This window comes from Streptomyces sp. NPDC079167 (assembly GCF_040686735.1).
Classification (GTDB): Bacteria; Actinomycetota; Actinomycetes; order Streptomycetales; family Streptomycetaceae; genus Streptomyces.
Genome location: NZ_JBFBLO010000001.1, coordinates 272,341 through 287,556 on the forward strand (window position 1 = coordinate 272,341; position 15,216 = coordinate 287,556).

General features: G+C 69.3%; 14 protein-coding genes. 4 read left to right on the top strand and 10 right to left on the bottom strand.

Annotation, left to right across the window (positions count from 1 at the left end; all coding sequences use genetic code 11):
- The first annotated feature begins 59 nt into the window (after positions 1–59).
- On the top strand, positions 60–644 hold the full coding sequence (locus AB0P41_RS01335; protein ID WP_356707520.1) for a DUF4383 domain-containing protein: 585 nt from the start codon (positions 60–62) through the stop codon (positions 642–644).
- A 9-nt stretch (positions 645–653) separates the two neighbouring features.
- Positions 654–875 (top strand): zinc ribbon domain-containing protein, encoded by a 222-nt coding sequence (locus AB0P41_RS01340; protein WP_356707521.1) that lies wholly within the window; start codon positions 654–656, stop codon positions 873–875.
- Between the two features lie 36 nt (positions 876–911).
- Here the strand turns inward: AB0P41_RS01340 and AB0P41_RS01345 are convergent, their stop codons facing one another.
- Genes AB0P41_RS01345 through AB0P41_RS01360 form a run of 4 tightly spaced genes read right to left on the bottom strand, consistent with a single transcriptional unit; the run spans position 912 to position 6,134 of the window.
- Positions 912–1,571: an O-methyltransferase gene (locus AB0P41_RS01345; protein WP_365929355.1), complete on the bottom strand. Its 660-nt coding sequence runs from the start codon at positions 1,569–1,571 to the stop codon at positions 912–914.
- A gap of 56 nt (positions 1,572–1,627) precedes the next feature.
- The gene (locus AB0P41_RS01350) at positions 1,628–2,500 is read right to left on the bottom strand and encodes an HAD family hydrolase (RefSeq protein WP_365929357.1); all 873 of its coding nucleotides are present in this window, start codon (positions 2,498–2,500) and stop codon (positions 1,628–1,630) included.
- Entirely contained in the window at positions 2,497–4,965 is a 2,469-nt protein-coding gene (locus AB0P41_RS01355) for a phosphoribosyltransferase (RefSeq protein ID WP_365929359.1), read from the bottom strand. The genes AB0P41_RS01350 and AB0P41_RS01355 overlap by 4 nt, the downstream gene beginning before the upstream one ends.
- An 8-nt stretch (positions 4,966–4,973) precedes the next feature.
- Positions 4,974–6,134, bottom strand: a complete 1,161-nt coding sequence (locus AB0P41_RS01360) for an HpcH/HpaI aldolase/citrate lyase family protein (protein WP_356707525.1) — start codon at positions 6,132–6,134, stop codon at positions 4,974–4,976.
- Positions 6,135–6,346: 212 nt separating this feature from the next.
- Here AB0P41_RS01360 and AB0P41_RS01365 point away from each other — a divergent pair, with 212 nt between their 5' ends.
- A complete protein-coding gene (locus AB0P41_RS01365) occupies positions 6,347–7,261 on the top strand; it encodes a TerD family protein (RefSeq protein WP_365929361.1) in 915 nt (304 codons plus the stop codon).
- A gap of 33 nt (positions 7,262–7,294) precedes the next feature.
- Here the strand turns inward: AB0P41_RS01365 and AB0P41_RS01370 are convergent, their stop codons facing one another.
- The 6 genes from AB0P41_RS01370 to AB0P41_RS01395 all read right to left on the bottom strand — a co-directional run bounded on the left by AB0P41_RS01370 (position 7,295) and on the right by AB0P41_RS01395 (position 11,923).
- The gene (locus AB0P41_RS01370; protein ID WP_356707527.1) at positions 7,295–8,029 is read right to left on the bottom strand and encodes a Tellurium resistance; all 735 of its coding nucleotides are present in this window, start codon (positions 8,027–8,029) and stop codon (positions 7,295–7,297) included.
- Between the two features lie 140 nt (positions 8,030–8,169).
- Entirely contained in the window at positions 8,170–9,303 is a 1,134-nt protein-coding gene (locus tag AB0P41_RS01375; protein WP_356707528.1) for a DUF475 domain-containing protein, read from the bottom strand.
- Between the two features lie 71 nt (positions 9,304–9,374).
- Positions 9,375–9,950: a TerD family protein gene (locus AB0P41_RS01380; RefSeq protein ID WP_356707529.1), complete on the bottom strand. Its 576-nt coding sequence runs from the start codon at positions 9,948–9,950 to the stop codon at positions 9,375–9,377.
- Positions 9,951–10,090: 140 nt separating this feature from the next.
- Positions 10,091–10,666, bottom strand: coding sequence for a TerD family protein (locus AB0P41_RS01385; RefSeq protein ID WP_356707530.1), 576 nt, complete (start codon positions 10,664–10,666; stop codon positions 10,091–10,093).
- Between the two features lie 194 nt (positions 10,667–10,860).
- The gene (locus tag AB0P41_RS01390; RefSeq protein ID WP_356707531.1) at positions 10,861–11,319 is read right to left on the bottom strand and encodes a peroxiredoxin; all 459 of its coding nucleotides are present in this window, start codon (positions 11,317–11,319) and stop codon (positions 10,861–10,863) included.
- A gap of 166 nt (positions 11,320–11,485) precedes the next feature.
- Complete coding sequence (locus AB0P41_RS01395) at positions 11,486–11,923, bottom strand: DUF3052 domain-containing protein (protein ID WP_356707532.1); 438 nt, start codon at positions 11,921–11,923, stop codon at positions 11,486–11,488.
- A 489-nt stretch (positions 11,924–12,412) separates the two neighbouring features.
- Between AB0P41_RS01395 and aceE the strand changes: the two genes are divergently transcribed.
- A complete protein-coding gene (gene aceE / locus AB0P41_RS01400; protein WP_356707533.1) occupies positions 12,413–15,154 on the top strand; it encodes a pyruvate dehydrogenase (acetyl-transferring), homodimeric type in 2,742 nt (913 codons plus the stop codon).
- Positions 15,155–15,216: the final 62 nt, after the last annotated feature.

Here is a 15,216-nt window from a genome sequence, read left to right on the forward strand (position 1 = left end):
AGGTACGCAGCGGCTCCCGCTGAGGCGTCCCTGGCCGCACCCGGCCGAAGGAGGCCGTCATGGCCACGCACGTCCTGCATCCCACGCGCCGGCCCGGCAAGCCCGCCCGCCGCAAGGCGGTCCTCGACGATCACCTCCCCGTCGACCACCGCCTCAGCCGGGTCTACCGCATGGGGGCGGGCCTGATGGGCCTGCTGCTGGTGGCTTTCGGGATCCTGGGGCTCATCGACCGTATCGGCTTCTTCGACACCGGCGGCGACACGGTGGCGGGCCTCAACACCAACGGTGCGCTGAGCATCCTGTCCATCTGCGTCGGACTGCTGCTCTTCGTCGGCATGGTCATCGGCGGGAACTTCGCCTCGACGCTGAACATGGTCCTGGGCATCCTCTTCATACTCAGCGGGTTCGTGAATCTGGCCCTGCTGGACGGCGGCATGAACTTCCTGGCCTTCCGCATGCAGAACGTGCTGTTCAGCTTCGTGGTCGGGCTGCTGCTGATGATGTTCGGGATGTACGGAAGGGTCAGCGGCGGCCTGCCCCACGACAATCCGTACTGGCGTGCCCGCCACCCCGAGCAGGTCGCGAGGGAGGAGCGCCGCCCCCGCACGCCGATGCCCGAGGTAACGAAGGGGAAGAGGCTCTAATCTGGAGCCATGCCTCGTTACGAGTACCGCTGCCGCCCCTGCGGCGAGACGTTCGAACTCAGCCGCCCGATGGCCGAGTCGTCCGACCCCGCCTCCTGCCCCGCCGGGCACGAGGACACCGTGAAGCTGCTCTCCACCGTGGCGGTGGGCGGCGGTTCGGCTTCCTCCGCGCCCGCTGCGGCTCCCTCGGGCGGTGGCGGCGGCTGCTGCGGTGGGGGCTGCTGCGGCTGATCCGCCGCCTGAGCCGGGACCGGGGCGGCGGCCCCGCTACTTCTTGCGCGAGAGCGTCAGCCCGTCCGCGACCGTCAGCATGACGCTCTCCATCCGGTCGTCGGCGCGGACATGGTTGTTGAAGCCCCGGATGGCGGCCGCGGCCCCGGTCGCCAGCGGGTCGGTGACGCCTCCGTGGAAGAGCACGTTGTCGGTGACGACGAGCCCGCCGGGGCGGACGCGCGGGACCAGCTCCTCCCAGTACGCGATGTAGTTACCCTTGTCCGCGTCCAGGTACGCCATGTCGATGTGCGGCTCGGCCGGCATCGCGCGCAGGGTGTCCAGGGCGGGCGCGATCCGCAGGTCGATCAGGTCGGCGACACCGGCCTTCTCCCAGGCCTCGCGGCCGTACGCAGTCCACTCCTCGGAGATGTCGCAGGCGATCAGCACGCCGTCCGCGGGCAGCGCCCGGGCCATCGACAGGGCCGAGAAGCCCGTGAACGTGCCGACCTCCACGATGTGCCGGGCCCCCGTCAGCCTGACGAGGAAGGCGAGCAGCGGCCCCTGTTCCTGTGCGGACTGCATGCCGGCGTGGTCGGGCAGCTCGGCGTACGTGGTCTCCACGAGCTCGCGCTGCACCCCGTCCAGCGGAGGGTTGTGCGCCAGTGTGTACGCGTACAGCTCGTCGGTGATCTCGGTGCTGTTTCCCTGGGTCATGGGCGTCTCCTCGGGTCGGCGGCCCGGCCATCTTGCCGAAGATCGCCCGCGAGTGCTCAGTAATTCACTCGCAGGGGGTCGGCGGCGCGCAGGAAGCGGCGCAGGATCTCCTCGCCCGCGGCGCCGCCCCGCTCCCGGAGCACCTCGGTGTTGGGCGCGCCCCAGCCGCAGTCGGCCAGCTCGCCGTGGCCCGGGCGCCAGGCCCTGTCGGCGGCGAGCAGGAGGTCGGCGTCCAGGAGCGAGTCACCGGCGGCGAGCGTCAGCGTGGCACCGCTGCGGCGGGCCACCTCGTGCATCGCGGCACTCTTGGTGAGCGGCTTGGGGACGGCGTAGATCTTGCGGCCCTGGAGCGAGACGGTCCATCCCTTGGTGTCCGCCCAGGCGGACAGCTCCTTGACCCAGCCCTCGGGGAGGGCTCCGCGGTCGACGACGAGGTAGGCGAAGAGGTCCTCGGCGACCCGTTCCTTGAGCAGCCAGGAGGGGTCGCCCGCGGCCTGGAGGTGGGCACGGACCTCTCCGAGCGAGGCGCACTCGCCGGCGATCCGCCGGGCCACGTGGTCCTGCCAGTCCCGGTCGGAGACGCCGTCGACCAGGATGTGTCCGCCGTTGGCACAGATGGCGTACCGGGGGGCGGGCCCGGGCAGGTGGATGCGGCCGTACTGTTCCCGGGTCCTGGTGGTGGTCGGGACGAACACCGTGGTGCGCGCCAGCTGGTCGAGCAGTGCGGCGGCCGTCTCCGTCATGTAGCAGAGGGGGGCGCCGCCGTACACCTCGACGCAGAGCAGGCGGGGGGCCTGCTCGTCCGGCATGGTCAGCTGGAGGGAGGCCGCGGAGTAGATGAGGGTGCGGTCCAGGTCGCTGGCCACCAGGGTCACGGGGGCGCTCCCGCCCGTGTTCGCGTCGTCAGGCGTGGTCACGGTGTCGCTCACTTCGCCGTCACCGCCGTGCCGTCCGCTCCGGTGGCGCCGCGGGTGTACTTGGGGTGGATCAGCCCGACGCAGGTGTACGGGAGTTCCCCGACCTCCTCGACCGGGACCCCGCGCTGCTCGGCGAGCAGCCGTACGTGGTCGAGGTCGGCGCCGGCTCCCCGCTTGGCCAGGATCTTCCAGGGGACGCGGCGCAGCAGCACCCGGGTGGTCTCGCCGACGCCGGGCTTGACCAGGTTCACGTCGTGGATGCCGTACTCCTCGCTGATGCGTTCGACGGCGGCCCAGCCCTCCCAGGTGGGGGCGCGGTCCGCGGCGAGCAGCTCCTTCGCCTCGGCGTCCACCGCGTCGCCGACCTCGTCGAAGCGGGCGGCGACCGTGTCCAGGAAGAGGCCGGAGACGTCGGCACCGGCGAGCTCGCTGTAGAACTTCGCGCCGTGGAAGTCGTGCGGCCCGACCAGGTCGGAGCGCAGGACCGTACGGGAGATCAGCCCGGACACCGTGGAGTTGAGGCAGGCGGACGGGATGAGGAAGTCCTCGCGCGTGCCGTACGTCCGTACGCAGCCGCCTGGATCGGCCAGTACGGCGATCTCCGGGTCGAAGCCGCCGAACTCCTCCAGCGCGGCGGCCAGTTCGCGGGTGATGGCACCCTTCCCGGTCCAGCCGTCGACGAAGACGACGTCCGCCGGGTCGTGGTGGGCGGCCAGCCAGCGCAGCGCGTTGGCGTCGATGCCGCGGCCCCGGACGATGGAGACGGCGTAGTGCGGCAGGTCGAGACCGTGCCGGTGCTGGGCCCATCGGCGCATGAGGACCCCGACGGGGGTGCCGGCCCGGGCGAGGGAGACCAGGACGGGGCGGGGGCCCCTCTCGGCCAGGACGGTCTCGGTGACGGTGCCGACGGCCCGGGCGATACGGGCCGCCGAGGTCTCCAGGGCCGCCTTGAACAGCTCCTGGTACTGCGGGCTGGGCTGGTACTCGACGGGCAGCGACTCGGCGTAGTGCGCGCCGCCGCTCTGGATCGCCTCCTCGCGTTCCTCGGTGGGCGCCTCCAGGGCCGTGTCGGAGAGGTCCTGGAGCAGCCAGCCGACGTCGTCCGCCGCGTAGGAGGAGAAGGCGGGTCCCCGAAGGGGTTCGGGCAGCATGGCGGCTTCCTGCCTGTGTGAGGTCGGCACGTACGAGGGGACGACCGCGAGCACGACCTGGTCGGTGTGGCCCGCGAGCCGGGCCAGCAGTCCGTCCGGGGCGTGCAGGGCGGGGGTGTCGGCGGCGGAGTCGACGACCGCGACGACGGCGTCGAAGCCCGCGCCCGCGACGTTGTACGCGTACCGGTCGCCCGGTCCGTCCGCGGGGTCGTCGTGGGCGGGGAAGACGAGGCGGCTGCGTATGGCGTAGCCGGGGTCGTCGACGGCGAGGACGGGCGAGCGGGTGGTGGTGGAGTAGCGCACGTCGGCGGTGGTGGCGTCCTCCAGCGCGGTGGCGAGCCGCAGGGGCGCGTACATCAGCTCCTCGAAGCCGAGGACGAGCACCCTGCGGGCGTCGCCCACGGCGTCGGCGATCCGGGCGGCCATGCCCGGCAGAGCGGCTTCCAGAGCCGCGCGGTGGACGGGCGTGAAACCGTGGCGTCCGCCGTCGGGCACGCCGGCCGGCCAGTCCAAGGCGACGCGTACGGGGGCGGCCCGTGGTGCGGGGGGCTCGTCCGGCGCGTGTCCCGCTTCGTGCGCGGCCACCAGGTCCCGGCCCTTCTCCAGGACGCCGTCGGGCAGGCGCACGGTGCCCCGGGCGCGGGCCACCAGGTCGACGCGCGCACCGATCTCCTCGGCGAACTCGGCGAGCCGCCCCCGGTCGGCCTCGGAGCGCATGTCCACCAGGGCGACGATGACGTACCGGTCGCGGGGGTAGCGCGCATGGAGGGCCCGGACGGTGTTGAGCACGGTGTTGCCGGTGGAGAACTCGTCGTCGACCAGGACGAGCACGGAGCCCTCCGCCGGGGCGTGCAGCAGGTCGGGGTCCTCGGGCAGCAGCAGATGGGAGGTGGCGTGCGAGTGCGCCTCCTCGAAGCCGCCGGCCTGGGCGACACCGGCGACGGGGCGCCGGGTCGAGTGGAGGTAGGGCGCCACCCCGAGCCCGTCCGCGACGGCGTGGCCGAGGCCCGTCGCCGTCTCCGCGTAGCCGAGGACGACCGCGCGGCAGGCCTCCGCCTCCCCCAGCAGGTTCCGCACCCGCTCGCCGAGCTCGAAGCCCACGCCGTGGACGACGGACGGCCGTTGCGGCACGTGCTTGCCCAGGACGTTCGACACCAGCAGATGGGCCCGCTTCGGATTGCGGCGCAGGGCGAGGCCCAGCAGCTCCCTGAGCTCCCCGTCGCCGACGAGCTCGACCCCGAGCCGCTCCGCGACCCAGTTACCCGACCACTCCACGTCCACTGCCTCTTCCCGTGTCTGCTCGTCCGCTCGCCCGTACCCGTCCATGCGCGCGCTCAGGCCGTCACGCCGGCGGCCAGGAGCTCCACGAAGCCGATGTCCTCGCGGGCCACGCCGAAGACCTCGGCCCGCAGCAGGGTCCGCTCGGCCCAGGCGCGGTGGGGCTTCACTTCGTTCATCTTGTTCGTGTACGCGGAGCGCAGCACTCCGCCGCCGCCCCGCTCCGGCCGCAGGATGTCCTGCGCGTCGCTGTACTCCTCGTGGCTGACGACCGACAGCGCGTGCACGGGCAGGACGTGCGAGGGATGGATGCAGGTCTTGCCGAGCAGGCCGTTGGCCCGGTCCAGCTCGATCTCACGCAGCAGCCCGTCGAGGTCGTGCTCGATGAGCGCGGTGCGCAGCTCCTCGGCCTGGCCCATGAAGGGGCTGCGGCGCAGCTGGGGCTTGAACATCCGCTCCTGGAGCCGGAAGTACTCCCAGACTGGCCCGGTGATGGTGAAGCCCGTGCCGTCCGACCGGCCCAGCACGTTGACGACGTCGCCGATGACGGCGCCGACGATCTGGACGTCGTACGCCGTCATGTCGGGAGCCCGGCGCAGACCGTAGGCGGAGCAGAAGTCGGTGACGCCGAGCCGCAGCGCCAGGACCCGGTCGCGGTACTTGTCGACGGTGCGGGAGATTCCCCGCAGGGTCTCGCCCCTGGTCTCCAGGTGCAGCAGCTCGGGGGATTCGAGGACGGGCATCGCGAAAAGCCGGTGCCCACCGCTCGCTTCGGCCGCGGTGAGTGCCTCCAGGAAGAGCTCGCCCCGCTCCTCCGTAAATTTCGGAAGTACGAATCCGGACAACAATCGGACGGAGCTGCCGAGCCGCCGTACGAGGTCGGAGATCTGCTCCGGCTCGCGGATCCTGATGAAGAGCAGCGGCACATCGGCGTCCCGCGCCTCGAGGTCGGCGAACTGCTGGACCAGATTGGCCTCGGCGCCGACCACCTCGGCGTCGTCGATGGAATCCTCCAGGCAGAGCACCATGGAGACCACTCCCTGGCCACCCTGCTTGATCACGTCGTCGGCCAGCCTGGGCCGGGTCGCGGGGCTGTAGAGCGTGGCTCCGAGTGCCGTGGACAGCAGGCGGGAGGAGGAATCCGAGTCGAATTCGCAGGGCTCCCTGAAGAACAGCTTGTCCCGGACAGCGGGCGAGATATGCCCGAAATGACGCATGTGATTCCCCCGTACTGCCTGTTGGACCGGATAAACGTACGGCCGGTAATAGTACGTTCGGAGAGGTGTCGCCGGTTCCCCGCCCTTATGAACTTCAGGTGTCCCCGGCGTATCTCACACCCCGCGCGGCGCGCCTGCGTGCCCCTCGCGAACCCTGCCTGGCCTACTGGTTCGTACCCCCGCGTTGTCCGGACACCACCCCAGCAGGCAGGATGACCGCCATGACGCACGCGATGCTGAAGGGCTCGAACGTCCCTCTCGACGCCATGGCCGTACGGGCCGTGCTGCGATGGACCCCCGGCGCCGGGGTCCCTGATGTGGATGCCTCCGCCCTGCTGATCGGCCCCTCCGGGCAAGTGCGTTCCGACGAGGACTTCGTCTTCTACAACCAGCCGCGGCACCCGTCGGGCCTTGTGCGCCGCCTGCCCAAGCGCAGCGGCCCCGAAGGGCTCACGGACACGATCGAGGCGGACCTGTCCGCGCTCGACCCCTCGGTGGACCAGGTGGTCATCGCCGCGTCCTGCGACGAAGAGGCGTTCGAACGTGTGACGGACCTGCGGATATCGCTGTACGACGCGGCGTCCGCCGACGGTGATCCGCTCGCGGTGTTCGATGTGCGTGCGGAGACCGGTGAGGAGACCGCCATCATCTGCGGCGAGCTGTACCGGCGCGGCGACAGCTGGAAGTTCCGGGCGGTGGGCCAGGGATACCCGACGGGTCTCGTCGGGCTGGCGACCGCCTTCGGGATCTCGGTGGACGAGGCGGAGGCCGCCTCCGAGCCGGGCCCGGCGGCCGTGCCCAGCACCCCCGAGGTGTCCGCACCGGAGGCCACCGCGCCCTCTCCCGATTCCCAGGCCACGGTCCAGCACCAGCAGCCGGCGTACGGCTACCCGCAGCCGTCCGTGGCGCCTCAGCCCGGGTACGGCTACCCGCAGCCTCCCGCAGCTGCCCCTCAGCCCGCCTACGGCTACCCGCAGCCCGCCCCGGCGCAGCCGGCCTACGGCTACCCGCAGCCCGCCCCGGCGCAGCCGGCCTACGGCTACCCGCAGCCCGCCGCGGCGGCGGCGCACGCCCCGGACCCGAATTTCGTGCTCCCCCCGCAGGGTCCGCAGTTCCTCCGGTCGTGAACCGGAAGGGCGGCCGCCCTTCACGGTGCGCACTCAGGCCCGCGTCTTGTAGCCGCGTCCCCACTGCATGCCGAAGCCGTACATCCGGTCCAGCTCCGACTGGAAGCCGTAGACGAACTTCACCTCGCGGCGCACGATCAGCTCGCCCTTGACGTTCTCCACCGTGAACACCGCGCAGGAACGTGCCTGCGGGGCCCGTTCGTCCAGCTCGATCTCGATGCGCGGGCCGTTGCCCGGGTAGAGCGTCACCTTGGCGTGCGTACGGTCGAAGGCCGGGGTCTGGTCGTAGATGTACACGAAGAACAGCAGGCGCTTGAGCTCGTCGCGCTTGTCGAGGTTCACGTAGACGGTCTCGCCGGACGGCGCACCGAAGCGGTCGTCGCCGCTGAGCCTGATGTACGGCGCCACGTTCAGGTCGCCGATGAGGTTGCCCAAGGGCTGAACAACGCCCTTGGTGCCGTCCGCCAGTTCGTACATGCAGCCCAGGTCCAGGTCGACGTTGACCATGCCCTGGGTGTGCGCCTGGACGACGTCGGGCTTGAAGAGTTTCAGCGGACGCAGCAGCCGGCCGCTCTGCCGCGACCTTCCGCCGAAGTCCGATGTACGCATCCGCCACGACAGGTTGACGCGCAGGTTGCCCGAGAGGGCACCCTGCTTGTTCAGCGAGACCGTGGCGTTGCGCTTGGAGAGCACGATCGAGTTCGTCGCGGAGTTACCCGACTCGAACTGCGCGGCCCGCCGCGGAAACAGGCCGTCCCAGAAGGCCATCCCAACCCCCCTATGTATCGGTGGTAATGCGCGACCCCCGCACGTCACTGCGGGGCGGCCGCCGGGCCGGGTCCGGGTGTTCCCGGAGAACCGCCGCCGTGGCCGCCCCGCAGAGAGAGCGTTCCTCAATCCTTACCGGGTCACACCCCGGAGGACACTTCCACCTTGGAATCGCCGCCCGCCGCCGCGATCGCCTTGTTGCGCCGCACCGAGGACAGGAAGGACCAGCCGATCAGGATGACCCCGACGGAACCGGTGATGAGCTCGTTGATCTCGTACTGGATGGTGACGAGCAGGATGACCGCCAGCGCGCCGATCGCGTAGTGCGCTCCGTGCTCCAGGTAGACGTAGTCGTCCAGGGTGCCCTGGCGGACCAGGTAGACGGTGAGCGAACGGACGTACATGGCGCCGATACCGAGGCCGAGGGCCATCAGGACGATCTCGTTGGTGATGGCGAAGGCGCCGATGACACCGTCGAACGAGAAGGACGCGTCGAGGACCTCGAGGTAGAGGAACATGAAGAACGCGGCCTTGCCGGCCAGGACCACCGCGGAGGGGGACTTGCCGGACTTCCTGGCCTCTTCCTCGGCCTCGTGCTCGCGCTCCTCCTCCTCCTCGAGCTTGTTCTCGAAGAAGCCGGAGAGACCGCCGACCACGAGGTAGGTGATCAGACCGGCGATGCCGGAGAGCATGACGGTCTCCGCCTTGTCGGCGTGGCCGCCACCGTGCTGGTGCGCGTGGGTCGCGACGGTCATGGCCGCGATCAGCAGGACGATCAGCGCGACACAGACCGACAGCATGTCGACCTTGCCGAGCTTGGCGAGCGGACGCTCGATCCAGCGCAGCCACTGGATGTCACGGTCCTCGAAGATGAAGTCGAGGAAGATCATGAGCAGGAACATTCCACCGAAGGCGGCGATGGACGGATGGGCGTCCGTCACCAGTTCCTTGTACCTGTCAGGGTCGTTGAAGGACAGGTCGATGGCCTCGATGGGCCCCAGCTGAGCGCTGATGGCCACGATCACGACGGGGAAGACCAGCCGCATACCGAAGACCGCGATGAGCACACCGATGGTGAGGAAGATCTTCTGCCAGAAGGCACTCATCTTCTTCAGGATTCCGGCGTTGATCACCGCGTTGTCGAAGGACAGCGAGATCTCCAGGACCGACAGGATCGCAACGACGCCGAATGCCTGCCACCCCCCGTAGAACACCGCTGCGACCAGGCCGAGCGCGGTAACCGCGAACGACCAGCCGAAGGTTTTCAGAAGCACTGGCTACCCCATCGTGTATGTAACGGGTCTCCCCCGGTTGAGTACGGGGCTCCCCCGCGCCGTGCGCGGCTTTACGAAACGTTGACCCCGAAGTCTAGAGCGATGCCTCGCAGCCCTGACGCGTACCCCTGTCCGACTGCACGGAATTTCCACTCGCCGCCGTAGCGGTAGAGCTCACCGAAGATCATCGCCGTCTCCGTCGACGCGTCCTCGCTGAGGTCGTACCGCGCCAGCTCCTGGCCGTCCGCCTGGTTCACCACGCGGATGAAGGCATTGGCCACCTGACCGAATGTCTGCCCGCGATTGTCGGCTTCATGGATCGAGACCGGGAAAAGAATCTTGTCGCAGTGCGCCGGCACCTGCGTGAGGTTGACGATGACGGACTCGTCGTCGCCGTCGCCCTCCCCCGTGAGGTTGTCGCCGGTGTGCTCGACGGAGCCGTCGGGGCTGGTGAGGTTGTTGTAGAACACGAACCACTCGTCGCCGAGGACCCGGCCCGACTGGCACAGCAGTGCGCTGGCGTCGAGGTCGAAGTCGGCTCCCGTCGTGGATCGTGCGTCCCAGCCGAGCCCGATCAGCACCTGGGTGAGATCGGGTGCGGCCTTGGAGAGGGAGACATTGCCTCCCTTGGCGAGCGTGACGCCCATGGTGTGTCCTCCCCGAGTCGATGGACGGTCTTCCGGGCCCGGCGGACGCGGAGCGCCCTGCCGAGCACGTCCGGCGCCGCACAGGGTGCGACGCCGGACGCGATGGAGCTGCGGGTGTCCGGGGGCTCCCCCGGACCGGCTCAGACGTTGACGCCGAAGTCCTGCGCGATGCCGCGCAGACCCGAGGCGTACCCCTGGCCGATGGCACGGAACTTCCACTCCGCGCCGTTGCGGTAGAGCTCGCCGAAGACCATGGCGGTCTCCGTCGAGGCGTCCTCGCTCAGGTCGTAGCGGGCGAGCTCGGTGTTGTCGGCCTGGTTCACCACGCGGATGTACGCGTTGCGCACCTGGCCGAAGCTCTGCTGACGACTCTCGGCCTCGTAGATCGAGACCGGGAAGACGATCTTGTCGACGTCGGCCGGGACGGAGGCGAGGTTGACCTTGATGACCTCGTCGTCGCCCTCGCCCTCACCGGTGGTGTTGTCACCGGTGTGCTCGACCGAGCCGTCGGGGCTCTTGAGGTTGTTGAAGAAGACGAAATTCCCGTCGCTGCCGACCTTGCCCTCGGCGTTCGTCAGCAGCGCGCTGGCGTCGAGGTCGAAGTCACCGCCGGTGGTCGTCCGGGCATCCCAGCCCAGACCCACGATGACCGCGGTCAGGTTCGGCGCGGCCTTGGTCAGCGAGACGTTGCCGCCCTTGCTGAGGCTGACTCCCACGAGTCCTCCAAAAGTTTTGAGAGGGCCGGCAGACACCAGCGCCCCCGTCGTGCGTTGGCATCGGATCAACGATTGGATCCTAGTGACCGGTTCCCGGCCAAAACAGGCTTTTGGCCGGTCGCGGCCAGGAGATCCCCGGATCAGGCGGGTCGCAAACCCCGGATCCCGTACAAGCCCTGTCAGGCCGGGCCGGATCAGATCGAGTCGAGTGCCTTGATGTAGTCGTTCAGGTCGCGCGCGTCCGGCAGGCCGTTGACGACGGTCCAGCGAACGACGCCCTCCTTGTCGATGATGAAGGTGCCGCGCACCGCGCAGCCCTTGTCCTCGTCGAAGACGCCGTACGCCCGCGAGGTCTCCCCGTGCGGCCAGAAGTCCGAGAGCAGCGGGTACTCGAGGCCCTCCTGCTCGGCGAAGACGCGCAGGGTGTGCATCGAGTCGTTGGAGACGGCGAGCAGCTGCGTGTCGTCGTTCTCGAACCTGGGCAGCTCGTCGCGGAGCGCGCACAGCTCCCCCGTGCAGACACCGGTGAAGGCGAAGGGGTAGAAGAGCAGCACCACGTTCTTCTCACCACGGAAATCAGAGAGCTTCACGGTGCGCCCGTGGTTGTCCTTCAGCTCGAAATCCGGAGCCTTCGTGCCGACCTCGATCGCCATGTACAACGCATCCCTTCACGAACGTCACACTTCCCCGGCCTGAGCCGTCCGGGTGACACCCACCCTACGCAGCGTCCACCGCGAGAACCGGGCAGGTCCGCACCGGCGCGTACGAAGACCCCCGGCGGCGCGGTGCCGTCGGGGGTCTCGGGTGGTGAAAGAGCCCTCAGCGCTTGGCCGGAGCCCCCTTGGGGGTGACCAGACGGCTGCCCGTCCAGTCCTTGCCCGCGCTGATGCTCTTGGTCTGGGCGAGACCAGCTGTCTGGGCAGCCTCGTTGATGTCGCTCGGTTCGACGTATCCGTCGCGGCCGGTCTTGGGCGTCAGCAGCCAGACCGCCCCACCGTCCTCGATCAGACCAATGGCATCCACCAGCGCGTCCGTAAGGTCGCCGTCCTCGTCACGGAACCAGAGCAGGACGACGTCAGCGACGTCGTCGTACTCCTCGTCGACGAGTTCCTGGCCGATTGTGGCCTCAATGCCCTCACGGAGCTCCTGCTCGACGTCGTCGTCGTAGCCGATCTCCTGGACCACCTGTCCGGGTTCGAACCCAAGCCTCGCGGCCATGTTGGTCCGTTCCTCCGCGTGGTCCGCGGTCGCGCTCACGGGTTGCCTCCTGATCATGTTTCGGAAAATGCTTCAGCCACGCGCGTGCGCGGGGCATTGGCCGTAGTCCACACGGGCTCGGCGAATCGCGCAAGTACCCGGCGTCCGAGACCGCCTAAACGGTGACGTTCCCTGCCACGTCGCCGCAACTACCGGCATCTCTCCTGCGGGGCCCGAATTGGTGTCCGGGCCCTTTGTGGACCTGTCGTCCTTCCTCAGCTTATGCCGTTTCGCCCCGCCATTCGGATTCGAACGGGCTTTGGGAACGCTTGGCCGGGTTGGGCGTATGGTTGCGGTTTGGGCAGGACTGCTCTCGCGCTGCTGGTACAGGTGCCCGGACCCGGCGTCCTGGAACCTCGTGTTACCCCACAGTAGAGATGACGTCCAGCTCCTCGCGGTACACGATGGAGGCGGCGTACAGCAGCCGCCCGGGGGTACGTTCCCCGCATACAGGCCCCGAAGAGCACCACCGAACAGCGAAGGAACAGCGTGGCTTCCGGATCCGATCGCAACCCGATCATCATTGGCGGCCTTCCGAGCCAGGTCCCGGACTTCGATCCTGAAGAGACCCAGGAATGGCTCGACTCCCTCGACGCCGCCGTCGACGAGCGCGGCCGTGAGCGGGCCCGCTATCTGATGCTCCGGCTCATCGAGCGCGCGCGCGAGAAGCGCGTGGCCGTGCCCGAGATGCGCAGCACCGACTACATCAACACGATCGCCACGAAGGACGAGCCGTTCTTCCCGGGCGACGAGGAGATCGAGCGCAAGGTCCTCAACGCGACCCGGTGGAACGCCGCGGTGATGGTCTCCCGCGCGCAGCGTCCCGGGATCGGTGTCGGCGGCCACATCGCCACGTTCGCCTCCTCCGCCTCGCTGTACGACGTGGGCTTCAACCACTTCTTCCGCGGCAAGGACGACGGTCTGGGCGGTGACCAGATCTTCTTCCAGGGACACGCGTCCCCGGGCATCTACGCCCGCGCCTTCCTGCTCGACCGGCTGAGCGAGGCCCAGCTCGACGGGTTCCGCCAGGAGAAGTCGAAGGCGGGCCACGCGCTCTCCAGCTACCCGCACCCGCGGTCGATGCCGGACTTCTGGGAGTTCCCGACCGTCTCGATGGGTCTCGGCCCGCTCGGTGCGATCTACCAGGCCCGGATGAACCGCTACATGGAGGCGCGCGGAATCGCCGACACCTCCAAGTCGCACGTCTGGGCCTATCTCGGCGACGGCGAGATGGACGAGCCCGAGTCGCTCGGCCAGCTCTCCATCGCCGCCCGTGAGGGGCTGGACAACCTCACCTTCGTGGTGAACTGCAACCTGCAGCGCCTCGACGGCCCGGTGCGCGGCAACGGCAAGATCATCCAGGAGCTGGAGTCGCAGTTCCGCGGTGCCGGCTGGAACGTCATCAAGCTGGTCTGGGACCGCACCTGGGACCCGCTGCTCGCGCAGGACCGCACGGGCATCCTGGTCAACAAGCTGAACACCACCCCGGACGGCCAGTTCCAGACGTACGCGACCGAGACCGGGGCGTACATCCGTGACCACTTCTTCGGTGACGACCCGCGGCTGCGGGACATGGTCAAGGACATGTCCGACGAGCAGATCCTGCACCTGGGCCGCGGCGGTCACGACCACCGCAAGGTCTACGCGGCGTACTCGGCGGCCAAGGCCCACAAGGGCCAGCCGACCGTGATCCTGGCGCAGACGGTCAAGGGCTGGACGCTCGGACCGAACTTCGAGGGCCGCAACGCGACCCACCAGATGAAGAAGCTCACGGCGGACGACCTGAAGCGCTTCCGTGACCGCCTGCACATCCCGATCGCGGACAAGCAGCTGGAGGACGGCAACCCGCCGTACTACCACCCGGGCCGCGACTCGGAGGAGATCCAGTACATGCACGACCGCCGCCAGGGTCTGGGCGGTTACGTCCCGACGCGTGTGGTGCGGGCGAAGCCGCTTCCTCTCCCTGACGACAAGGCGTACGCGACCGCGAAGAAGGGCTCCGGTCAGCAGTCGATCGCCACGACCATGGCGTTCGTCCGTGTGCTGAAGGACCTCATGCGGGACAAGGAGATCGGCAAGCGCTTCGTACTGATCGCGCCCGACGAGTACCGCACCTTCGGCATGGACGCGTTCTTCCCGAGCGCGAAGATCTACAACCCGCTCGGTCAGCAGTACGAGTCCGTGGACCGTGAGCTCCTCCTCGCGTACAAGGAGTCGCCGACCGGTCAGATGCTGCACGACGGCATCTCCGAGGCCGGCTGCACGGCCTCGCTGATCGCCGCGGGTTCGGCGTACGCCACGCACGGCGAGCCGCTGATCCCGGTGTACGTCTTCTACTCGATGTTCGGTTTCCAGCGGACCGGTGACCAGTTCTGGCAGATGGCCGACCAGCTCTCGCGCGGATTCGTCCTGGGCGCGACCGCCGGCCGTACGACGCTGACCGGCGAGGGCCTTCAGCACGCGGACGGCCACTCGCAGCTGCTCGCCTCGACGAACCCGGCCTGTGTCTCCTACGACCCGGCGTTCGGGTACGAGATCGCGCACATCGTCAAGGACGGTCTGCGCCGGATGTACGGCGGGGCCCCCGACGAGAACGAGGACGTCTTCTACTACCTCACCGTCTACAACGAGCCGATCCAGCACCCCGCCGAGCCCGCCGATGTGGATGTCGAGGGCATCCTCAAGGGCGTGCACCGCTACCGTGCCGGCGAGCGGGGCGAGATCCCGGCCCAGATCATGGCGTCCGGCGTGGCCGTCCCGTGGGCGGTCGAGGCCCAGCGGATCCTCGCGGACGAGTGGAACGTGAAGGCGGACGTCTGGTCGGCGACCTCATGGAACGAGCTGCGCCGTGAGGCCGTGGAGGTGGAGCGCCACAACCTGCTCCACCCGGAGGAGGAGCAGCGCGTCCCGTACGTGACGCGGAAGCTCTCCGGCTCCGAGGGCCCGTTCGTGGCGGTCTCGGACTGGATGCGCTCCGTACCCGACCAGATCGCGCGCTGGGTCCCCGGCGCCTACCAGTCGCTGGGCGCGGACGGTTTCGGCTTCGCCGACACCCGGGGGGCGGCCCGCCGCTTCTTCCACATCGACGCGCAGTCGATCGTGCTCGCGGTGCTGACGGAGTTGGCCAAGGAAGGCAAGGTCGACCGCTCGGCGCTGAAGACGGCGCTGGACCGCTACGAGCTGCTGGACGTGGCTGCCGCGGGCCCCGGCCCGGAGGGCGGCGACGCGTAAGGAACCACGGTTCCGGAAGAAGGGCGGCGGAGCTTCACGGCTCCGCCGCCCTTCGGCGTCCG

Coding starts and splice junctions, on each gene's coding strand:
- AB0P41_RS01335 (WP_356707520.1), top strand. CDS start 60: ATGGCCACGCACGTCCTGCATCCCACGCGCCGGCCCGGCAAGCCCGCC.
- AB0P41_RS01340 (WP_356707521.1), top strand. CDS start 654: ATGCCTCGTTACGAGTACCGCTGCCGCCCCTGCGGCGAGACGTTCGAA.
- AB0P41_RS01345 (WP_365929355.1), bottom strand. CDS start 1,571: ATGACCCAGGGAAACAGCACCGAGATCACCGACGAGCTGTACGCGTAC.
- AB0P41_RS01355 (WP_365929359.1), bottom strand. CDS start 4,965: ATGGACGGGTACGGGCGAGCGGACGAGCAGACACGGGAAGAGGCAGTG.
- AB0P41_RS01360 (WP_356707525.1), bottom strand. CDS start 6,134: ATGCGTCATTTCGGGCATATCTCGCCCGCTGTCCGGGACAAGCTGTTC.
- AB0P41_RS01365 (WP_365929361.1), top strand. CDS start 6,347: ATGACCGCCATGACGCACGCGATGCTGAAGGGCTCGAACGTCCCTCTC.
- AB0P41_RS01370 (WP_356707527.1), bottom strand. CDS start 8,029: ATGGCCTTCTGGGACGGCCTGTTTCCGCGGCGGGCCGCGCAGTTCGAG.
- AB0P41_RS01380 (WP_356707529.1), bottom strand. CDS start 9,950: ATGGGCGTCACGCTCGCCAAGGGAGGCAATGTCTCCCTCTCCAAGGCC.
- AB0P41_RS01390 (WP_356707531.1), bottom strand. CDS start 11,319: ATGGCGATCGAGGTCGGCACGAAGGCTCCGGATTTCGAGCTGAAGGAC.